Annotated in this window: 16 protein-coding genes and 5 tRNA genes; 15 read left to right on the top strand and 6 right to left on the bottom strand. The window is 40.4% G+C overall.

Going from position 1 to position 22614, the window contains the following annotated elements:
- The first annotated feature begins 182 nt into the window (after positions 1 to 182).
- Positions 183 to 2507 carry an aerobic respiration two-component sensor histidine kinase ArcB gene (arcB, locus tag V7783_RS02150; protein WP_335677321.1) on the top strand — a complete coding sequence of 775 codons (2325 nt, stop codon included), beginning with the start codon at positions 183 to 185 and terminating at the stop codon, positions 2505 to 2507.
- 27 nt (positions 2508 to 2534) lie between these two features.
- Here the strand turns inward: arcB and arcA are convergent, their stop codons facing one another.
- The 5 genes from arcA to trmB form a co-directional block, all read right to left on the bottom strand.
- Positions 2535 to 3251 carry a two-component system response regulator ArcA gene (gene arcA, locus V7783_RS02145; RefSeq protein ID WP_016709833.1) on the bottom strand — a complete coding sequence of 239 codons (717 nt, stop codon included), beginning with the start codon at positions 3249 to 3251 and terminating at the stop codon, positions 2535 to 2537.
- Between the two features lie 108 nt (positions 3252 to 3359).
- Entirely contained in the window at positions 3360 to 3884 is a 525-nt protein-coding gene (locus V7783_RS02140; protein ID WP_335677320.1) for a YfiR family protein, read from the bottom strand.
- Positions 3881 to 5506 (bottom strand): sensor histidine kinase, encoded by a 1626-nt coding sequence (locus V7783_RS02135; protein WP_335677319.1) that lies wholly within the window; start codon positions 5504 to 5506, stop codon positions 3881 to 3883. Before V7783_RS02135 ends, V7783_RS02140 begins: the two co-directional genes overlap by 4 nt.
- A 161-nt stretch (positions 5507 to 5667) precedes the next feature.
- Positions 5668 to 6693 carry a 16S rRNA (guanine(1207)-N(2))-methyltransferase RsmC gene (rsmC, locus tag V7783_RS02130; RefSeq protein ID WP_335677318.1) on the bottom strand — a complete coding sequence of 342 codons (1026 nt, stop codon included), beginning with the start codon at positions 6691 to 6693 and terminating at the stop codon, positions 5668 to 5670.
- 31 nt (positions 6694 to 6724) lie between these two features.
- Positions 6725 to 7450, bottom strand: coding sequence for a tRNA (guanosine(46)-N7)-methyltransferase TrmB (gene trmB, locus V7783_RS02125; RefSeq protein WP_335677317.1), 726 nt, complete (start codon positions 7448 to 7450; stop codon positions 6725 to 6727).
- Between the two features lie 166 nt (positions 7451 to 7616).
- Here trmB and mutY point away from each other — a divergent pair, with 166 nt between their 5' ends.
- Both mutY and V7783_RS02115 read left to right on the top strand, forming a co-directional pair.
- The gene (mutY, locus tag V7783_RS02120; protein WP_442961333.1) at positions 7617 to 8693 is read left to right on the top strand and encodes an A/G-specific adenine glycosylase; all 1077 of its coding nucleotides are present in this window, start codon (positions 7617 to 7619) and stop codon (positions 8691 to 8693) included.
- A gap of 24 nt (positions 8694 to 8717) precedes the next feature.
- Entirely contained in the window at positions 8718 to 8990 is a 273-nt protein-coding gene (locus V7783_RS02115; RefSeq protein WP_335677316.1) for an oxidative damage protection protein, read from the top strand.
- Between the two features lie 48 nt (positions 8991 to 9038).
- Here V7783_RS02115 and V7783_RS02110 read toward each other — a convergent pair whose 3' ends face one another.
- The gene (locus tag V7783_RS02110; protein WP_335677315.1) at positions 9039 to 11807 is read right to left on the bottom strand and encodes a hybrid sensor histidine kinase/response regulator; all 2769 of its coding nucleotides are present in this window, start codon (positions 11805 to 11807) and stop codon (positions 9039 to 9041) included.
- Between the two features lie 336 nt (positions 11808 to 12143).
- Here V7783_RS02110 and V7783_RS02105 point away from each other — a divergent pair.
- The 12 genes from V7783_RS02105 to V7783_RS02050 all read left to right on the top strand — a co-directional run bounded on the left by V7783_RS02105 (position 12144) and on the right by V7783_RS02050 (position 22551).
- Positions 12144 to 12219: transfer RNA gene (locus V7783_RS02105), tRNA-Phe, on the top strand.
- A gap of 72 nt (positions 12220 to 12291) precedes the next feature.
- Positions 12292 to 12367: transfer RNA gene (locus V7783_RS02100), tRNA-Thr, on the top strand.
- A gap of 47 nt (positions 12368 to 12414) precedes the next feature.
- Positions 12415 to 12490 (top strand) — tRNA-Phe (locus V7783_RS02095).
- 58 nt (positions 12491 to 12548) lie between these two features.
- Positions 12549 to 12624, top strand: a tRNA-Thr gene (locus tag V7783_RS02090).
- Positions 12625 to 12758: 134 nt separating this feature from the next.
- Positions 12759 to 12834: transfer RNA gene (locus V7783_RS02085), tRNA-Phe, on the top strand.
- Between the two features lie 342 nt (positions 12835 to 13176).
- Positions 13177 to 13713 carry a hypothetical protein gene (locus tag V7783_RS02080; protein WP_064666422.1) on the top strand — a complete coding sequence of 179 codons (537 nt, stop codon included), beginning with the start codon at positions 13177 to 13179 and terminating at the stop codon, positions 13711 to 13713.
- 19 nt (positions 13714 to 13732) lie between these two features.
- Positions 13733 to 14014 carry a hypothetical protein gene (locus V7783_RS02075; protein ID WP_064666423.1) on the top strand — a complete coding sequence of 94 codons (282 nt, stop codon included), beginning with the start codon at positions 13733 to 13735 and terminating at the stop codon, positions 14012 to 14014.
- Positions 14015 to 14545: 531 nt separating this feature from the next.
- Positions 14546 to 15946 (top strand): TolC family protein, encoded by a 1401-nt coding sequence (locus V7783_RS02070; protein ID WP_335677314.1) that lies wholly within the window; start codon positions 14546 to 14548, stop codon positions 15944 to 15946.
- Between the two features lie 2 nt (positions 15947 to 15948).
- On the top strand, positions 15949 to 17250 hold the full coding sequence (locus V7783_RS02065) for an efflux RND transporter periplasmic adaptor subunit (RefSeq protein ID WP_335677313.1): 1302 nt from the start codon (positions 15949 to 15951) through the stop codon (positions 17248 to 17250).
- Positions 17247 to 20330: an efflux RND transporter permease subunit gene (locus V7783_RS02060; protein ID WP_335677312.1), complete on the top strand. Its 3084-nt coding sequence runs from the start codon at positions 17247 to 17249 to the stop codon at positions 20328 to 20330. Before V7783_RS02065 ends, V7783_RS02060 begins: the two co-directional genes overlap by 4 nt.
- Positions 20331 to 20444: 114 nt before the next feature.
- Positions 20445 to 21797 (top strand): magnesium transporter, encoded by a 1353-nt coding sequence (locus V7783_RS02055; protein ID WP_335677311.1) that lies wholly within the window; start codon positions 20445 to 20447, stop codon positions 21795 to 21797.
- A gap of 34 nt (positions 21798 to 21831) precedes the next feature.
- Complete coding sequence (locus V7783_RS02050) at positions 21832 to 22551, top strand: hypothetical protein (RefSeq protein ID WP_335677310.1); 720 nt, start codon at positions 21832 to 21834, stop codon at positions 22549 to 22551.
- Positions 22552 to 22614: the final 63 nt, after the last annotated feature.

Here is a 22614-nt window from a genome sequence, read left to right as displayed (position 1 = left end):
CGGTATTTTACACGAAATAATTTAAAAATACGTGGTAGATGAAAATTTTCTGTTTTCGTCGCGGAACATGAAAATAGTTAATACAAAAATGCTAAAATCATAGCACTAGTAGTTTTTTTGTAGCTGTGACGTCAGCTGATTTTTTATATACTTAAATGTATTGTTAAGAGACAGATTTATATATGGTCGATTCCTCTTTGAGTCCGTGGGCTCGAATACTTTCTAGTTTAATAACTCGATTCGGTGAATTCAAAACCGCAACTATTTGTTATGCATTACTATTAGTGCTGGCATTGATATTATCATGCATGTTTTATTATGTTGCTGTAGGTACGGTGACGCTTGTAGATGTGTTGGCGGTGATGTTTTTTACAGCCGTTGTGTCTCCCATTATTATTAGTGTACTGATCAACTCTATTCGTCAGCTAGATGCCTCCTACGCCTATTTAGACAGCGCCACAAAACAAGAAAAGTTATTAAACCAAACATTAAAAGATAATATTAATCGGCTAAATGTTGAAATCGATGAACGTAAAATGGCTTTTCATGCCAAACATCGTGCAATTGAAGAACTAAGACGAGAAATTGTTGAGCGTAAGAAAACCCAACAAGAACTTGCGCAACAAGGCATGTTATTACGCTCGATTGTCGACTCATCACCAGATTTATTTTATTACCGCGATAATAATGGTGTGTTTGCCGGTTGTAATAAAATGTTTGAAGAAGTCATCGGTAAGCCAAGCAGTGAATTAATCGGTAAAACCGCCGAGGAGATCTACCCAACCCAATACTTACCAGAAGTGTTGATTACAGATAACAAAGTCGAAAAAACTCACGCTGCATTAACCCTAGATGTTGAATATCCGGTAGGAAATGAGAAACGCTGGTTTGAAATGCGTAAACTGCCGTTTATTAATGACGACGGCGATTACATTGGTTTATTAGCCTTTGGCCGTGATATCACTAGTCGTAAGGAAGCCGCCCAAGCACTTGAAACCGCTTATAAAGATAAAGGGAAATTTATTGCCACCTTAAGTCATGAATTACGCACTCCACTAAACGGTATCGTTGGTTTAACCCGAATGTTACTTGATACCGACCTTGATAAGCAGCAACGCAGCTGGTGTAACACTGTGTTCTCCAGTGCCGAGACATTAGGCAATATATTCAACGATATAATCGACCTAGATAAAATTGACCGAGAACAACTTGATATCGTCACTGACTCAATTAATGTCTCTGACTTTATAAATGATGTGGTTAACTTTGCTGGATTAATTGCAGAACAAAAAGGCTTAGAGTTTGAAATCAAACGTAAAGGTATGTTGGATATTCACGCACAACTAGATCCAACGCGATTACGTCAAGTCGTCTGGAACTTAATTAATAATGCCGTTAAATTTACCCAACAAGGCAAAGTGCAATTAGCCTGTCGTCGCGAAAACCGAGCGGATGGTGCATGGTTGGTTATGAAAGTCACCGATACCGGGCAGGGCATTCCACAAGAGCAGTTACACCGTATTTTTGACATGTATTATAAAGCCCCCGATTTAAACGGCACCAACGCCATCGGCTCTGGTATCGGTTTAGCCGTAACGAAAGCACTAGTTACTGCTATGAAAGGGCAATTACATGTCAGTAGTACAGAAGGTGAGGGCAGTTGTTTTGTGGTGGAAATACCGCTGGCGCTTTGTATTGCGCCAGCTGAGCACAGTTATGTTGGCCGTAGTTTAAATATTTTGCTGGTTGAAGATGTGCCACTAAATGCTGAAATCGCGACAAACTTACTTGAACAACGTGGTCACGAAGTTATCTGGGCTGAAACCGGTGAAGATGCGTTGTCGTTTGTTGAAACTGAAGACGACCTAGATCTAGTGTTACTAGATATGCAGCTTCCAGATATTAATGGTGATGAGGTTGCGCGTCAGATCCGCGCAGATAGCCATTTCGACAAGTTACCTATTGTTGCATTGACAGCCAATGTGCGTAGCGCTGAAGAGGAGTTGCAAGGGATCTCAATTCAAGGCGCATTAGCTAAGCCAATCAATACCACTAAGCTTGATAAAATGTTGGCAGAACTGTTTGATATTAAGCAGCAACAACAGTGTGATGAAACACGTTTAACTGTCAGTAAAGAAGCCAGTGCAAATATCAATGTTGAGTTATTGGATGTTGAAACCATAGAAGACTTCGTTAATTCGATGGGCATCGTGATATTTAAACGCAGTAGCAGTTTATTTGAAAAACTTAACCCGCAATACCAACAAGAATTGGCGACTTCATTAGCGGACGGCGATCGTGAAGAATATAAATCAGTGGCACACAAACTTAAAGGGGCAGCAGGATCTGTTGGCTTAAATGATGTGCAATTACATGCGAAAAAGATGGAACATGGGGCGATTGAAGAAAGTAATGAAGAACTGCAAAGCTGGTTAACAATATTGGCAGATAAAATAAATGAAGGGCAACAAGCCCTTCATTTATTCTTACAGCAGTTAGAACGTTAATGCTGTAGGTATTTGATAAAAAAGATATTAACTATCAATTTTACCAATGAAACGATAACCTTCACCATGGATGGTGCTGATAAGCTCAGATGTGCTGTTATCACTTTCAAAATGCTTTCTAATACGACGGATCGTTACGTCAACAGTACGGTCATTTGCACGAAGTTCACGACCAGTCATATGCTTGATTAGTTGCTCACGGCTAAAAATACGGCCCGGAGAGTCAAGCATTAAACGTAGTGCTCTGTATTCACCTTTCGGTAAACGTTTAGCATCACCATTTGGTGAAGTTAAACAGCGGCTATTTTCGTCAAGTTCCCAGCCATTGAATGTGATCACACCATTTGTTTCAAGGCTTGATTCTTCACCGCCTAGGGCAGTACGAGAAAGCAAGTTACGAGCACGAATAGTTAATTCACGAGGATTGAACGGTTTAGTAATATAATCGTCCGCACCAATTTCAAGGCCTAAAATACGGTCTACATCATTATCACGACCGGTTAGGAAAATAAGTCCAACGTTACGCTTTTGACGTAGTTCACGCGCTAAAATTAGCCCGTTTTTGCCTGGCAGGTTGATGTCCATAACTACAAGGTTCACATCATCATTATTTGTAAGCTTGTCATGCATGTCATCGCCATCAATGGCTTCAATAACTTTGTAACCTTCAGCTTCAAATAAACTAACGAGGTTTAGTCGAGTTACGTCTTCATCCTCTACAATCAGAATGACTGGCGTTTGCATTATTAATTAACCTTTTTCGGAATATTTTATTTACAATTAATTCGGCATTGTATTATAAAACCGAATACTAGTGATTATAGGAGTATATCCAATTGTTAACAAGTAAAATCAATTCGGATGAAATTTAGAAACAGCTAATAACCGAGATTGCACTTTAAAATTGCTGCGCAACAACTGCTGTCTATTGATATACAGTCGGATTTTATTCCCTTCTTGGATCAAAGAAACAACGCCACCTTTTTCTAAAAAATTAATACTCTCACCAACTGTTAAGGTATTTAATGAAATGGTATCGATCCAAAGTGGAATTATATCATCTTCCATTGTTTCATCAATGTATGTGATATCACAAAAGCGAGAAAGTTCAGAAATTTGCTGATTTTTATCAATTAACACAGTTTCAATCGGTGTATTGTTAATTTTAAGGGTCGAATTATTCTTCAATAACTTACCAATTCCATGTTCAATGTCATAAAAACAAAAAGTCACGGCCTTATTATTGTTAGCCTTAGGGAACTCTATGAACTTTGCAATCTGAAATAAAAATGCTGACTTAACTTGTTCAGGTGACTTTGCCTGCAAAACCCCGGGAATAATGCTCATCACAGTTAACAATAAACAGCTTAATTTCATAGTCGACTTGCCTCACTTAGCGGCAAGGTAATAATAAAACGCGTACCTTTTGCATTTTGATCATCAAAATAAACACTGCCACCTAAGGCTTGCGTGACTAAATTGTAAACTAAATGCATACCTAAGCCACTGCCACCTTCGCCACGTTTAGTGGTAACGAAGGGATCAAAAATACGCTTTTTAATACTTTTATCAACGCCAATACCATTGTCATAGTAGTTAAGGATCAGGCTGCTCTCGTTTCGTTCAATCGTGATTTCGATTTCATTATTTTGATTATCTCGAAAGCCATGAATTATCGAGTTACTCAATAATTGCTGTAGTACTTGTTGCAGCGGACCAGCTTTAGTTTCGAACATCAATTGCGATGAGCAATGAATAACGACGTTCGGATTTTTTACGAGTAAATCTGCACGCATTGACAGCATCACATTGGTGATCAGCTCATGCATATTAACCAGCGAATTTAGTTCACCATCTTGGTTAACAGCGACTCTCTTAAAGCTGGAAACAAGCTCAGCTGCGCGATTTAAATTTCGATATATAAGGTCTAAATTTTCTATACCATTATCGATAAAGCGTTTCAATTGACTTGAGGTTAAGGTTTTTTGCTCAAAACCTTGGCTGATTTCTGCCAGCTTATCGCGCAGTAGAGTAGATCCGGTGATCCCCAAACCAATAGGGGTATTTACCTCATGCGCAACTCCAGCAACCATTTGCCCTAAAGAGGCCATTTTTTCACTTTCAACAATTTGGTTTTGGTATTGATGCATTCGCTCTAAGGTTGTTAGTAATTCTTGATTGGCTTCTCTGAGCGCGATAGTACGTTGATTTACTTTTTCTTCTAAACTTTGGTTTAGCTGCTTAATTTCTTGCTTATCATTTTTATGTCGTTCAATTTGGTTTTGCGTGCGTGTCAGCATGATGTTTAAGCTATTGGCAAGCATATTTATTTCGGTAATGTTTGTTTTTGCTGCTCGGGCGCTGTAATTATGATTTTTTGAGACATCTTGCAGCAAGCTACTTAGTTGGTCGATAGGGTCGGCAATGCGTTTTTGAATTCGTCTTGCCACAAAATAAACCAGTACTAAAACGAATAACGTTAAAAAAATATCGATAAGAATTTTTTTGTTGATATAGGCGTTAAGGCGCTCTAATCCACCACGAATATAAACATAGCCTTTCACATCACCTTCGTACATGATTGGCTTGATCAATTCTATGTAGTCTTCGGTGATCCTTGCTTGCTTAAGCTCCTCAATACTATCTACACGCAGTGGTACAGGTGGCGTTTTTTTAGCATTAAAGCTGGTAAAAAATACCGACTTATTTGATATTTCATCAATGGCGTAAATATGGATGTTCTTAACCAGAGGAATACTTTCGAACGATTTAAGTCGTTGCTCTTCGGTTTTTCTATCATCAAACAGTACAGTTACCTGTGCATTGAACGCTATGATTTCTGAGAGAATATTGAGTTTATCGACTATTAGATGTTTTTGCTCTTTAACATCAAGGTAAGTAGATATAGAAATAGATAATGATAAACACAAAGCCGTAACAAACATTACTGCGCTGATCAGAGCTTTACGAATACTTGTTTGCGACGTTGATTTAGGCATTATTGTGATGAAGGCCGAATATATAATTTTGATAGAATTACGCTAAGTCTAGCAAAGACCTATCAAAGTAACTAAAAAATATCCTAAGTTTGTTGAAAAGCTGCCGATTTTCATTTTTGGCAGCTTTATTGATGCTTTGCAATATCGAGCTGGCGCTGTAATTAGCTGCTATATACTGAAAACTTATTGGTTTTATGAACCGTATGATAAGTGCCAAACTGGGTCTCTAAAATTGGAGGGTATTTTAGGAAACAGTTTGCAACAATCGTTAATTTACCTTGCTTAGTTAAGTGTTGTTTAGCACCACTTAGAAATTGCTCAGCAACAGTATAATCAGTAGCAATACCGGTATGAAACGGTGGATTTGAAATAATTAGCTCAAATTTACCCGTTACATTGGCTAATCCATCACTTAATAAAGCTTTACCGCTGACATTGTTAAGTGCAAGTGTTTGTGTGGTTGCATAGGCTGCAAGGGCACTTACATCGGTGCAGGTAAAGTTTAGTGCTGGGTTTTTTAAGCCTAAGAAAGTTGCAATTAAGCCCGCTCCACAGCCAAAGTCGAGTACATTCCCGGATTTAATGGTTGGTGCATTCTCAAGCAGTATTTTAGTACCGCCATCAAGCTCACCATGGTTAAATACTCCAGGAATACTAATCGCGTTAAAATTAATACCCGCAACATCAACATTAAATTGTTTGTGGTAAGCGGTGATCACAAACTCAGTTAATCTAGCTATTTCTGTAAATAAATACAGAGCACAATGGCGGGCGCTGTCAATTTTATTACTGTATTCGCAGTGACTGCTAAATTGTTTTTCAATTGATTTTACACCACTTTTATTTTCACCAACCACCAATACCTCGGCATCAGGATTAATAACTGCGCGGATATTATCCAGCGTCATGAGCGCTTCAGGCTTGGCTTTAGGGTAATAGTAGATAACCAAATCAAAATGTTTAGCTGTTATTTCGTGGCTTACGCAAACATCAATACCTTGGATGTTTTTGGCAAATTCGCCATTCGCATGGTTGTAGCTAAAAGCGCTAATTTTGCTGTTTGGGTTTAATTGTTGTAACTGTGACAAAAAGCCATCTTGGACAAAATTAACCACCAAAATAGTGTCTGCCTTGAGGTTTTCGCTATTACGAAGTAACAATGAACTAGGGTTGGTTAATGCGCTCATAAATGGCTTTGCCTTTGATCAATTAATTTAATTAGCTAATGCGTTCAAACATTAAATCCCAAACACCGTGGCCTAAACGATGGCCGCGTTGCTCAAATTTCGTCAGTGGACGTAAATCTGGGCGTGGTACATAGTCGTTAGTCTGTGATTGGTTTGTAAAATGCTCGGCAGATTGCATTACTTCAAGCATATGTTCTGCGTAATTTTCCCAATCAGTGGCCATATGAAACACACCACCAATTTTTAACTTACTACGAAGGCTTTCAACAAATGCTGGTTGCACAATACGGCGTTTATGATGACGCTTTTTATGCCAAGGATCTGGGAAGAATAATTGCACTGTTGTTAGGCTTTGATCAGCAATACAATCAGCAAATACTTCAACTGCATCATGTTCAAAAATACGTAAGTTGGTAATGCCTGCTTCGTCGGCATCCATTAAACATGCACCAACACCTGGGCGGTGAACTTCAATACCAATAAAGTTTAGGTGTGGAGCGTTTTTAGCCATTTCAACCAATGACTTGCCCATACCAAAACCAATCTCTAAAACAACATCGTTGTCATTGCCAAATACTTGCGCTAAATCAAGCATGCCATTTTTGTGCTCAAGGCCCATTGTTGGCCAGCATTTTTCAATTGCAGCAGCTTGTCCTTTGGTTAAACGACCTTCGCGTTTAACAAAGCTGCGAATTGTACGAATATATTTACCTTCTTGCTTTGCTTGCTCAAGGTTATCGTTACTTGAATCACTCATATATTTTGGCCTGATGAAAACAACATGTCTTAAAATGGTGGCGTATTATCCCTGACCACGGCGTTGATCACAAGACCTTATCTTTTGTGGATGTTTATAACTTGATATTTTACCTAACTGCAATAGACTGAGCGCCATTAAGGGGCGAGTTATAAAAGTAGTAATTTTGAAGTTAAATAACAGTGAAGCAAACTGGTTTTCTCAGCAAGTTGTTGATTGGTATCACCTACATGGACGAAAAACCTTGCCGTGGCAGTTAAATAAAACGCCTTATAAAGTATGGGTGTCGGAAGTGATGTTGCAACAGACTCAAGTAGTGACGGTGATCCCATACTTCGAGAAATTTATGCAAAGCTTTCCAGATATAATTGCTTTAGCAAATGCTGATGAAGATCAGGTGCTGCATCATTGGACTGGGCTGGGGTATTACGCGCGTGCTCGAAACCTGCATAAAACTGCCAAAATAGTTCGCGATCGTTATCAAGGTGAATTTCCAATTACACTCGATGAAGTTGTTGCGTTGCCTGGTATTGGGCGTTCAACAGCGGGCGCGGTGTTATCGCTGTCGTTAGGTCAGCATCATCCAATTTTAGATGGTAATGTAAAGCGGGTACTGGCGCGTTACTTTATGGTTGAAGGTTGGTATGGGGTTAAAAAAGTTGAGAATCAGCTGTGGCAATTAACTGAGCAACTCACCCCAAAAGCAAGCGTAACAGAATTCAATCAAGCGATGATGGATTTAGGCGCGAGTCTTTGTTCGCGAAGTAAGTTTGATTGCCAAGCATGCCCGTTAAACTCGCGTTGTGGGGCATTTAATAACGATGCAGTTAAACAATTTCCTCACTCAAAACCTAAAAAAACCGTGCCTAAAAAAGTGTGTCACCAATTAATAGTGCAATGTGATGAGCAAGTTTTGATGGAGAAAAGACCTAATTCAGGAATATGGGGCGGATTATTTAGCTTTTTTGAGTTTGAGCAAAAAAATCAGTTAGACACCTTTTTAGCTCAGCAAGGCCTTTCAACCACAACTGATGCTATGGAACCTTTTACTCATGTATTTTCGCATTTTGAATTAACGATTAATCCGCATGTTTTAAAACTGAGTAAAATACCAGATGTAGTTAATGAGCGGCAGCTGGTTTGGTACCCACTTGATCAGTCAATAGAGGTGGGTTTAGCTGCACCAACTAAAAAGCTAGTTAAACAAATTAGCACAATAGTTTACACTAGGGCTAAGTCTTAAACGCATATTAGGTAGAGAGCAATTATGGCACGTACAGTGTTTTGTCAGAAGTTACAAAAAGAAGCCGAAGGCCTTGGTTATCAACTTTACCCAGGTGAGCTTGGTGAAAAGATTTTCAATAATATTTCTAAAGAAGCATGGGGTCAGTGGCAACACAAGCAGACTATGCTAATTAATGAAAAGCATTTAAATATGATGGATCCTGAACATCGCACTTTTTTAGAGCAGCAGATGGTCGGCTTTTTATTTGAAGGTAAAGAGGTAGAAATCGAAGGCTATCGTCCGCCAGAAAAATGATTTTCTATAATAAACAAGGGCTGTTAAAGCCCTTTTTTATTATTTAGATTACATCAGATCATCTGGCTCTTGAGCATTACGCACTTGCTCTTTTAAAAATTGCGCAACACGAGAATATTCAATTTCTAAATTATCACGCAGTTCAATCAACTGATCACTGGTTAAATCTTGCTCTTTGCATTGACCTTCAAAATCAGTGGCAAGCTCTGCTACTTTTTCAGCACCGATAGTTTTTGATATCGATTTTAATTGATGACACGCTGAGATGATTATTTCCTTATCTGCGGTCATTACGCCGGTATTTATTTCTTTAGTTAAAGTATGACTTTGCTCTAAATACATTTTAAAGAAGCGCAATTGCTTTGCTTCGTCATTATTGATGTACTTGGCAAGCATCTCCAAGTTAATGGGCGTTGCAGGTTTAGTTGGCTTAGCCGCGATAGGCCCTTGCTTGCTTATATCACTCCATCTATTGAGGGTTGCCTCTAGCGTGTTTAATTCAACCGGTTTAGTAATGAAATCATTAATCCCCGCGTTTAAACAGCGCTCTTTTTCGCCCTTCAGAGCATTTGCAGTTACCGTGATAATATAAGGTTGGGCGTTAATATCCTCAAGCTTTGCGGCTTCATCGCGGATTTTTTCAACCATGTCATAACCAGACATTTTAGGCATGTGTAAATCGGTTAAAATTAATGGGTAATGACCGCTTTGCCACATTTTCAAACCTTCTTCACCGTTTTCAGCAACCTCTACGCCAAACCCAAGTAAATGCAATTGGTCGGTGAGCACTTGCTGGTTCAAAATATTGTCCTCAACGAGTAATACCAGTTTGTTCTCATCGCGAGCTTGCTCAACACTTAAATAATTATTAAGGGTTTTAACCGGCTTAACTTGTTTTGGTGTGTGTAGCCCAGCTGCAACTAATAACGACATCATAAAGTTTGACTTACACAACGGCGCTGCATTGAGGTAAAAAATGTTTTGATGATTGATTGCCGTTTCGTCTAATTTACTAAGTACCACGACTTGCTGGTTATTATCTTCAAGGGTGTACAGCAAACGACGTAATAAGTAATTAATATTATCCATAGCATCAACGCCATCAAGCACCCAAATAATACTGTGCGTGTCTTGATGTTGTTCAACTTCTTCACCCGTTTGTACAGTAATTGTTTTAGCACCCATAAATGATAGGTAACGATTTAGGGTGTGCTTTCTGGTTGGGTGCTCTGTAACGAGTACAACGCGGTGATCTTTTAAAGTATTTTTATGCGCGTACTTAATACTGTTCTCGGTACTAAATGGCAGTTCCACGACAAAATCACTGCCAATCCCTACATTACTCGTTACATTTATTGATCCCAGCATTAGCTCAGTTAAACTTTTACAAATTGATAAACCTAAACCGGTGCCCCCGTACTCCCGGGTAATAGAGCCTTCAGCTTGAATAAATGGATTAAATATTTCCCGAAGCTGGGCTTGATTCATGCCTTTACCGTTATCACTTACTGTAAAGCGCAAAGTGAAGTGATCAGTGGTGTTTTGTGCCACTTCTACCGAAATACGCACATAGCCTAAACGGTCGTCATTACTACTGGTAAATTTAATCGCGTTACTGCATAAGTTATACAGCACTTGGCGCACACGGACTGTATCACCAATTAAGTTAATAGGGATATCAGGCGCAATGGCAAGTTCTAACTCTAATTGGCGTTTTTTAGCCACAGATGACAATACTCTGGCCACTTCCTCTATGGTATCTGATACAGAGAAAGGGATAGTATCTATGTGGAGCTTACCGGCTTCAATTTTGGAGAAATCTAAAATATCATCCAAAATCCCAAGCAGTGAGAATGCAGATTCACGAATAATTGTACTTAGGCGATGCTGGGCGCCATTTAGCTCGGTTTGCCTTAATAAATCAATTGTGCCGATAACGCCATTCATTGGTGTACGTATTTCATGGCTCATAGTTGCTAAGAAGGTTGTTTTTGCTTCGCTAGCTTGTTCAGCTCGTTGGCTTGCTTTTTCAAGCGCTAAAGTACGGTTTTGCACTTCTGTTTCAAGGCTACTTTGCAGGTTCTGTAAATCTTGCTGGGCGATATCATTGTTACTGATTGCATTTTGAACTTGCAGTAATAGTTGGTTGATATTTTTCGCAACAACACCAAGGCCAATATCAAGTTGCTCATTAACGTGTGTATTGTAAGTATTCGATTTAGTGATGTTTTCTAATTCATGAGCAAGGGTATCACTGCTTTTACGGATCCGTGCATTAAGGTAGGCGATAAAAAACAATGCTAGCAACAATAGGCTTACAGCAGCAAATCCAGCAAACGCTATCGCAAGCACTATCGAATGTTGTGGAAGCAAGGCCGCTGCATTGGTTTTTTGTTTAATGATCAATTCACCAACGGGTTGATCATTTAAATTTAATTGATGATGAATAACACCTTGCTCAGCTAAATATTGGTCAAGTTTAATCGCTTCAATTGCAGGCTTATTACTTGCAAATACTAATTGTGCTGGCGCAGTTGGTGTATACCTATATAAGTAGTAATCATATTGAGCATTCAGTGCGAGAGTTAAATCGAGTAGTTTGTTAGCGTTATCTTGCCCAGGGCGCGTTAATGCGTTTACTAAAGGGGTATCTAACTGCTCAGCCAATTGCGCTAAGCTTAGTGAATCTTGTTCTACTTTAGTATCTTGAGTAGGATAAAAAGAATATGCAACTACAGCGAGTGCGGTTATGGCTAGGTTTATAATTATAAAAAGGAGCAATAGGCCTTTTACAGGAGAAGAAAATTTACTCTGCATTTATTATCCAACTTATCTATTATCAACCGCAATCTAAACAGTCGCTTGTGTACTGGAAATCAATCCTATCATTTACCAGAAATAATTCACTACGTTTTTAGGACTGTTGTACACAAAACAGTTAAAATACCTATCCGATAGATAAATTAAAGAGTACTTGCTGTAAAAAACAGCGTACTTTACATTTATTAATCGCTTTGTTGAAAAACTGTGCAAACAGTTATAAAGAATAAAAAAAAAGTTGACTTGAAAGGGCAAAACCAGTTTAATACGCCGCACGCCCAGATAGCTCAGTCAGTAGAGCGAGATGGGAATTGTATAGATTAAAACTGAAATGCCCAGATAGCTCAGTCGGTAGAGCAGAGGATTGAAAATCCTCGTGTCCGTGGTTCGATTCCGCGTCTGGGCACCATTATTAAAGTAATGGTGTTTAAATCAAATGATTAAAACATTATTATGCGTGCCTTAGCACACAGTTTAGTGTGCCGACTTAGCTCAGCTGGTAGAGCAACTGACTTGTAATCAGTAGGTCAACCGTTCGACTCGGTTAGTCGGCACCATTTATTTAAATTAAATGTTTTAAACATTTAATTAGCACTGTTTAAGTGCCTCGATAGCTCAGTCGGTAGAGCAGAGGATTGAAAATCCTCGTGTCCGTGGTTCGATTCCGCGTCGAGGCACCATTTATTAAAAGTAATCAATCTTTAAAATTGAAACGTGCCTTAGCACACAGTTTAGTGTGCCGACTTAGCTCAGCTGGTAGAGCAACTGACTTGTAATCAGTAGGTCAACCGTTCGACTCGGTTAGTCGGCACCATTTATTTTAGATAATTTGAAAGAGCAACTGACTTGTAATCAGTAATTCATTTAAGTTATCCGTTCGACTCGGTTAGTCGGCACCATTTATTTAGATTTATTGTTAGGTTAACAATAAATCAGCACAGTTGATGTGCCTCGATAGCTCAGTCGGTAGAGCAGAGGATTGAAAATCCTCGTGTCCGTGGTTCGATTCCGCGTCGAGGCACCATTTATTCTAGCCTAGCGCTAATATCTGAAATGCCTTTTCCTACTAAAACATAGTTTCCCTACAAAAATACCTAGTTTTCGTCGTAACAGACGGAGGCGACTTTGCGAACGCCAGAAAGCAAAAAACCGCGATAAAGAAACACCTATGAGTTAAAGGCAAGATTTAAATCAGAGGTGACTTTTATGGTCAGTTACTTTATCAGTGCTATAGTTATTTAAAGTAGTGTATTTGGCAGTTAAATTGATGGTGGCTTTAAATAATAGGTTAAATAAATATAAATATTTGCAGTCTTAAAGTAAAAATGGGAACATAAAGCTACAGAAATCAAGGAAGAAAAATTGCATGAATTTAAAGCATGATGTTGCTGAAAATAAATATCAACAATACAGAGATAGAGCCTTAGAGCAGGCACGTAGGAATTTACCAATACAGATAAGGGATAAGGTTAAATTCAGAAATATTGACAATGAAGCATTGCTAATAGCTAAGGTATGGGAATCTTCACCATTAAGAAAAGAGCTTCCCTGGTCATTTGCACAGGGCTTTAAAAAATGGGCGTTTAGACACCCAAATCGCTTGGATCTAGCTGTTTGGTATGAAAATAATTTATGTAGTTTATCAATTGGCTTTCCCACAAAAACAGGGAAGTCTATGAGACTGGATGTTATCGAGAAAAACCCTTGTAATTATCCTTTAGATAAAAGTATTTTTGCGATAAACATAGTTGCTTTTGAAGAGTTCGCAGACTTGATTGGAGCAGATAAAATTAAAATAATGCGTCCTTTAAATGACAGGTTAATCAATTTTTATCGTTCTTACGGATTTATTTATCAAAAAAGTAAGGGTAGTGAACCAGAACATCTGTGGAAATATCTTTAACTGACAGGAGGTGTTTATTATGACTTCTAAAGCTAAATTAGTTTACGTAAATAAATCTAAAGTTAGACCTCCAGAGGGGACTCCTGAGTTTGATGCCTGGATAGAGGCAAGGTCAAAAGCGCGTGCGAAGTTTTATTTTGATGAAAGCAGAGATGTACCAGATTTAGCTGAAAATACTCAGTTTCTATGTGGTTCTTGGGATTTTTTGTCTCAAACAGATGATGAAATAGATGCTGAGAATGAGGCAATGGAAAAAGCTGAAGAATTACGTAAACGTGAAAACTTAAAAGTAATTAAGTAGCGACTTAGTTATACCAGTAAATGAAAAGTCTTAAATTAGAGATAAAACCTATAATTTTTGAAATCACCTTCAATGGTGAGTGAGCATGTATTTTGTTGTGTGAGTGAAATTGACTTCGAGCGCTTTGGTACTGTTTTGGCGTGTGGGTTGAAAATCCTCGTATCCGTGGTTCGATTACAAAATGCTTCCCTGTATTTTGCCCTACGGGCCATCCTTCGGATGTTAAAAATTGTTCCAGACAATTTTTTGCCGCCCCAGTGCACCATTTATACTAAAGCCCTGCATGAAAATGCGGGGCTTTTTTGTTTTAGAGAAAATTAGCACAAGTAAAGTTTGCCAAGTACTTGGCTGTACTTTTTAATTTTAGCACCTAGCACCTAGCACCTAGCACCTTTTTATCTTTAATCCCACAAAACCTGCGCTTCACCGCTGTTTCCCTTAAGCATGTGTAATGTTATGTAAAGTCAGTTGAGCTATTGCTGCACTGGTGCTTGAATTACACTCATAAATAGCAGTAATTCAGGTTTTTATATGATTTGGCAACTTAAGCCGAGTTTAGTGGCGGTGAGTGTGTTGCTGCTCAGTGCATGCAGCAATCAGCTCAATCCTACTGAACGTGCGCAAGATATCGCAAATACCCCAGAGCTTTGGCAACAAGCGACTACGTCTGCATTAAAGGTTGAAGATAATTGGCTGCAGCAGCTAGAAAACCCACAAGTTTTTTTTCTTGTTGAACAGGCATTAGCAAATAACCAGCAAATTTTGCAGTCCGGTTATGATGTTGCTATTAAACAGCAGCAGCTAATTGCCACAGGCGCCGCGTTGTGGCCGAGCTTGGATTTATCTACGCGGACGAATCGCAGCAAAGATAATCGCCCAGTTAGCTACAATAATGCCAGTTCGGCAAATTTAACCCTCAGCTACGAAATTGATCTATGGGGCAAGTTATCTGATGCGCAGCGTCAAGCTAACCTTGAATTTTTAGCAGAGCAAGCCAATTTTGAGCAAAGTAAGCAGCGCTTAGTAGGCGATGTAGTCAGCGGCTGGTTTAATGTCATCAGTGCGCAAAAGCTATTGGCACTGTATCAACAGCGTGAAAAAAACGCTGAGCAAAATTTGGCAATTATTGAATCGGGTTATCGCCAAGGTTTAAATGATGCGTTAGATGTGTATTTAACGCGTAATGAACTAAATACTGAACGCTCGCGAATTGCCGGGCAAAAAGCGACATTAAATCAAGCTATTCGAACACTTGAACGGCTAACTGGAGATTATCCCAAAGGGGCTTTAGCCGTTGATGCAGAGCTGCCATTATTAGATAAACCGATTCCATTAGGGCTACCCTCAGAATTAATCACTCGCAAACCAAGTTTAATTGCCAGTTGGTACCAACTATTAAGTACCGATGCTAATTTAGCGTATGCCCACAAACAACGTTTTCCGAGCTTAGACTTATCAGCAACACTAGGTGATAGCACAGACCGAGTAAGCGATTTGTTTTCTCCGTCGAGTCTGGCATGGTCATTGGTTGGTAGCATTTCTATGCCGCTGTTTGATGCAGGTAGACTAAAAGCAAACGAGGAAGCTGCGCGGTTAGCAGTGCTAAGCCAAGAGCAAAATTATTTAGCGAGTTTGTATGATGCATTTAATGATGTTGAACAAGCTATTTCGCAAGAGCAGTCATTACAACAGCGCTACCAGGCTACGCTTAAAGCGCAAGAAAATGCTATTGCAGCAGAGCAATTATCATTTGAGCAATATCAAAGTGGTTTAGTCACTTACACCACCGTATTAGATGCACAAGACCGCTCTTTTGATGCACAAAGCTCAGTCATCGAAATTAAAAACCAACTTATTATTAACCGTATAAATCTTCATATTGCCCTTGGTGGCGATTTTTCACAGCCAACCAACGCATCAACAGAGCAATAACTATGAACTTAAAAACCAGAAAAATATTGATCCCAGCCGTAGTGATTGCAGCAACCGCAGCAATTGTTATGTTTATTCAAGGTAACCCGCCGCAAGCTAATCGTTTTGCAGCGCCACCTAAAGCACAAATTAGTGTGGCAGTGCAGTTACTAACACCGCAATCATACCAAGTGATGATTGATAGTTTTGGCACCGTAAAACCACGTACGCAAAGTGGCTTAGTTGCTCAAGCATCGGGGCAAATCATTGCGGTTAGTGAGCAGTTTCGCGAAGGGGGCTTTTTTGAAAAAGGGGATGTGTTACTGCAACTTGATGATAGGGATCACCGCGCTGAAGTAAAAGCCGCACAAGCAAACTTATTAACTGCGCAACAGGGCTTACAAGAAGAGCAAGCGCGTGGACGTCAAGCTTTGGTTGACTGGCAGCGTTTAGGTAATGGTGCACAAGCGAGTAACTTAGTGTTGCGCGAACCACAATTAGCCGCAGCGCAAGCACAAGTGTTGTCAGCTCAAGCGCAACTTGAAAAAGCTGAACTTGATTTAGAGCGTACTAAAATTACAGCTCCTTATGCCGGTCGTGTACTCAGTCGCAGTGTTGATCTAGGCCAAGTGGTGTCTAATAATACTCAGCTTGCAACGATTTATGCCATTGATAGTGTGGAAATTCGTCTGCCAATCAAAAATAAAGATTTGCCATTTATAAACTTACCAGAGCAATATCGTGATGGGCAAAAAAATGCACTTGGATCAGCGGTGCATTTCACTTCAGACTTAGTCGGCAAGCAAAGTTGGCTTGGGCAAATTTCGCGTACCGAAGGAGCTATTGATGAAAGCGCCCAACAACTGTACGTGGTGGCACAAATTAATGATCCATACAAAGCAACAGCGCAAAACCAATACCCAATTAAGATAGGGCAATATATTAAAGCGCAGATCAGCGGTAAACAGGTAAACGATGTATTGGTTATTCCTAACAGCACCATTTATCAAGGCAGCTATGTGTATGTTGTTGAGCAAGGCGTACTTAAGCGTAAAGAGATTAGCTTAGCATGGCAAAACGCCACGCAAGGAATTATTGCCAGTGGTTTAACGGCTGGTGAACAGTTGGTACTCACACCGCTTGGTCAGGTGAGCTCGGGTACGCGAGTTAAAGTAATGGGTGAACCCTCAACCTCGACAGAACCTGTGAAAAAACAGCGCCCAAGTCGTGAGCAGCTAGAAGAGATGGCTAAGAAACAGGGTATTACTGTTGAGCAGTTAGTTGAAAAACGCCGCGCAGCAAGATCGCAAGGAGATAAACCATGATAGCTTGGTTTACCAAAAATCATGTTGCAGCTAATTTATTGCTGATCAGCATTGTATTTGCGGGTCTATTTAGTTTAACCACGCAAATACCGCTTGAAGTATTTCCTTCATTTGAAACCGATCGCATTAGCGTTAGCGTATCATTACGTGGCTCAACGCCAGAAGATGTAGAGCAAGGGGTGACGATTCGAATTGAAGAGTCAGTGCAAGATTTAGAAGGGATCAAGCAGATCTCAAGTCGCTCCTCAGAAGGCTCTGCCTCGGTTAGCATCGAAGTTGAAAGCGGTTATGATCCGCGGGAGTTATTAGCCGATATAAAAAGCCGGGTTGATGCGATCAATACCTTTCCTGTTGATGCCGAAAAGCCCGTTGTAGCTCTTGCAGAGCGCAAGCGCGAAGTCATTGCAGTCACCGTTGCCAGCGATTACGGCGAAAAAGAAACCCGCGAATACGCCGAGCAAGTACGAGATCAATTACTACGTTTACCGAGCGTGACGCAGGTTGAACTAAGTGGCGTGCGCGATTACGAGTTAGCCATTGAAGTCAGCCAAGATACGTTACGCCAATATAGTTTAAGTTTAAGTGATATTTCGCGGGCCATTAGCAATTCGAGCTCTGACATCTCTGCAGGGAATTTAAAAACCGAAGGCGGCGACGTACTCATTCGCTCTAAAGGCCAAGCTTACCGCAAAGACGAATTTGCCCAAGTTGTAGTAAAACACCAAAGCGATGGCACCATAATTCGCCTTGGAGATATTGCTAAAATTAGCGATGACTTTGAAGAGACCCCAGTGCGTACCCGTTTTAATGGTAAACAAGCCGCGTTTATTGATGTGTACCGAATCGGCCCGCAAAGTGCTATTACCGTGGCGGATGAGGTTAAAGAATTCATTGAAAACCAGCAAACTAACCTGCCTATGGGGTTTGAGCTGAGTTATTGGGATGATGATTCAGAACTGGTTAAAAGTCGTATTGCCACGCTTACCACTAATGCCTTACAAGGCGGCATTTTAGTGTTGGCTTTACTGACGTTATTTTTACGACCGGCCATCGCATTCTGGGTGTTCATTGGTATTCCAGTATCGTTTATGGGGGCTTTTTTAGCGATGCCATTGTTTGGTGTAACACTGAACATTATGAGCTTATTTGGTTTTATTTTAGTACTGGGAATTGTTGTTGATGATGCCATTGTTACTGGTGAGAATGTTTATACTCATTTAAAAACGGCTGAATCAGGTGAGCAAGCGGCTATTCGTGGTACCCAAGAAGTGGCAACGCCGGTAACGTTTGGTGTTTTAACCACAGTCGCGGCCTTTTTACCTTTGGCGTTTATTGAAGGAGGCCGTGGCGCGTTATTTGCGCAAATTCCAGTGGTGGTGATCCCTGTGCTATTGTTCTCGTTAATTGAGTCTAAGTTCGTGTTACCAGCGCATTTAAAGTACATCAAATTACGTCATCAAAAAGGCGAGCCCTCAAAATTTGATAAGTTCCAACAACGTTTTGCCGATGGTTTTGAGCATGCAATCTTAAAATACTATCAGCCCATTTTAAACCTCGCATTACGCCATAAACTTGCAACGGTGAGTTTGTTTGTTGGTATTTTCTTGATCATTTTAACCATGATCACCAGTGGCTGGACTAAGTTTATTTTCTTCCCACGTATTCCAAGTGAAACGGTACGAGTTAACTTAACCTTGCCAACGGGTACGCCGTTTGAAGTGACTAATAAATATGTCATTGATATGTCGGATAAAGCACGCCAATTACAAGATAAGTACCGCGATGAAGAGACGGGTGAAAGTGTTATTTTAAATATACTCGCCACCACAGGCGGGCGCGGTGGTGCGTCTAATTCCGGCAGTGTTCGTTTTGAAATAACACCCGCTGAAAGCCGCGACTCCGATATTGGCTCGCGCGAGCTTGCCAGCGAATGGCGCGATTTGATTGGTATTATACCGGGTGCAGAGAGCTTAACCTTTAGAGCCGAAATTGGCCGCAGTTCAGATCCGATTGACGTACAACTGAGTGCAACCTCACTCACGACATTGCAAGAAGTGGCTGATCATGTCAAAGCGCGGTTAGCGACATACCCAACGGTATTTGATATTGCTGATAGTATGTCCGATGGCAAAGAAGAGCTGCAAATTGAACTGACAGAGCAAGGCCTAGCACTGGGGTTGAATCGTGTTGATGTATCGCAACAAGTGCGTAATTCATTTTTTGGTGCACAAGCACAGCGCATTCAACGTGGTCGCGATGATGTGCGAGTAATGGTGCGTTTACCAATTGAAGAACGCCGCTCAGTGGCGGATCTAAAAGATATTTTAATTAATCTACCCGATGGCGGCACAGTGCCTTTATCGCATGTAGCTAAGCTGGTGCCGGGACAAAGTCCATCGTCGATTAATCGCATTGATCGCTACCGTACTTTAAATGTCACCGCTGATATTGAAAAACAAAACACTAATATGACAGTGCTGCAAGCTGATTTAAAAGTTTACCTCGACGAACTTGTGCAGCAATACCCTGGTGTGAGCCACTCACTAGAAGGTGAAGCTAAAGAGCAGCGAGAGTCATTTGGTTCACTTGCGTGGGCATTAGTCTTCGTGTTTTTCATTATTTATGGCTTATTAGCAATTCCATTTAAATCGTACTTGCAGCCATTAATCGTCATGAGTGTGATCCCATTTGGCATGATAGGCGCAGTAATAGGGCATTGGATCATGGGCATGGAGCTGACCATTATGAGCTTACTCGGGATGCTAGCGCTGATTGGCGTAGTGGTAAATGACTCTTTAGTATTGGTTGATTTTATTAATAAAAAGCGCAGTGAAGGTGGTGATTTAGTGGAGGCGGTAAAAATGGCGGGCGCATCACGTTTTCGCCCTGTAATGCTAACCAGCTTAACCACCTTTATAGGCTTAATGCCGCTGCTGTTTGAGAAGGCAACACAAGCGCAATTTTTGATCCCGATGGCGGTGAGTCTTGGTTTTGGAATTATTTTTGCAACCTTTATCACCTTGTTACTGGTGCCAGTTAATTACTTGCTGATGGAGCGCTTGCAAGGCTGGTTTAAATAAAAAACTATTCCCCACAGCCAATTAGGTTGTGGGGAATACGCGAAAAATTTCTCAAACTATTTTTTCAAGCTGAGGTAAACTAACCACAAAGTAGTTAAATTCAAAGGCTTCAACATGATTGAATACCCGATTGATCAACTCCCGCAGCTTATTGATGAGCTTCTGCAATGTGATACCACAGAACGTAAAAACAAGCTGTTAGCCGACGCTAAAGAAATTCTCTCAACTGAGCATTTGTCGCTATTGTTTGAAGCATTGCCAAAAGAGCAACGTTTAGATATTTGGCAGCTGTTAGATGAAGACACCCAGCACGAAATATTTATAAATTTAGGCGCGGATAGTTGTCGTTGGCTATTACAATCACTTGAAGAAGCCGATGGCTTTAAGCTACTCGATGAAGTGAGTGTTGAAGAGTTACTTGAACTCGAAGAGATCATCCCTGAGCGTTTTGTTGAATATGCACGGCGCCAGTTAGATGAAGTACAAACTAAGCAGTATGAACTCGCACAGCAATATAATCAGGAGCAACTAGGTCACTGGCTGGATTTTGATGCCATTAAAGTATCAGAAAAGTTAACCGTTGCAGGCGCCCGTAAAATATTGCAAAAAGGCTTACCTCAATACACTGAAGTGATTTACTTAGTTAGTCGTAAAGGCACTCTAATTGGTGAAGTACCAGTTAATGCATTATTTAAAGCCAATGATTCAGATACTTTGCTGAGTTTTGCCGTGCATGATGTTGCCTCTTTACATGCCGATGATGACCTATATGAAGCGGCTGAAGTGGTGATCCACAGCGAAAGAATGGCCATGCCAGTGGTCAATGCTGACAATAAGTTGCTAGGGCGCTTAAAAGTTACTTCAGCCTACGAATTACGCCAAGAAGTAACCGATGAAGCCGCAGCTAAAGCGGGTGGTTTACGCGAGGACGAAGACCTATTCGCCAGCGTTCGTAAAAGTGCTAAAAACCGCGGGATTTGGCTAGGGATTAATTTAGCCACTGCTTTTTTAGCATCATGGTTTATTGGTCTCTTTGGTGCAACCATTGAGCAAGTTGTTGCACTTGCGGTATTGATGCCAGTGGTGGCTTCCATGGGCGGGATTGCCGGTAGTCAAACACTTACCGTAATTGTGCGCGGTTTAGCGCTGGGTCAGGTAACTGATTCAAACCGTAAAGCGTTACTTAAAAAAGAGCTCAGGGTTGGTGCGGTAAATGGTTGTGTATGGGCTATGGTTATCGGTGTACTTACTTATGTGTGGTTCAGTGATGTGATGCTCAGTATAACTATCACAGTGGCTATTTTACTCAACTTGATCGCTGCGTCGTTGTCGGGGGTGGTGATCCCGTCGATTTTAGATAAAATGAAAATCGATCCTGCGTTATCAGGCTCAGTAATTTTAACCACAGTAACGGATATTGTAGGCTTTGTGACTTTCTTAGGATTAGGTAGTCTATTATTACTTTAATCAACTGGTTTATTTTTAAATAAAGGGAAACAGGATGACTAGAAAATTAACGACAGGGCTGGTAGTCGCAATAGCACTAGTAAGTTATAGCGCTGTAGCAAAGGATAATAAACTTTCTGAAGATCCCACCAAAGTAGTTACCCAAATAGGGGCAACTTATTCTGATGAGGTTAAAGTCAGTGGCTCAATGAGCTTAGATGCCGTTAGAAAGTTAAATGCGAGCATTAGCCTTGAAAGTGAAGAGTGGCGATTTGGTGGTTCTTGGCTTTTTGATATTGGTATCGTTAATTTTAACTTTGGAAAACAATCGTTCGATCGTGGAGCAGAAAAAACCAGTTACAGCGTGGGTACCTTTGTGCCGCTAAGTTATTTTGATATTGCCCCAATGGGCTGGCAAATTTTTGCTATGGGCGGCTACAGCCATACCGAAGGCGATATTGCCTGTGAACTTGATAGCAACTCGTGCCCTGTAATAGATATGCCCTCAACCGATGGTTGGGTGCTAGTACCTAATGCAAGTAATGGTGGCTATTTAGGCGCGTTTGCCTTAAAACCATTAGCAGGAAATTGGACACTAATAACCGCTGCGGCCTATTCTATGGGATCAGATGATTATTCCGGCTACTTTGCTGGCATAGGTGCAAGTTACCAAATAGATAAACAACAAAAAGTTAAGCTGTTTGGCGCGACTCAAAATAGTGATTATGGCTCTGATCAAAACTTAGGGATTGGCTATACTTACCAACTTAATTGATTGCAGTTTTATTTCTGTGTGATGAATTTTTGATGAAGAAGTGGTTGTGCGCTATTTTACAAT

The organism is Pseudoalteromonas sp. (genome assembly GCF_036960685.1).
Classification (GTDB): domain Bacteria; phylum Pseudomonadota; class Gammaproteobacteria; order Enterobacterales; family Alteromonadaceae; genus Pseudoalteromonas.
This window is presented reverse-complemented; position numbering and strand designations above follow the sequence as displayed.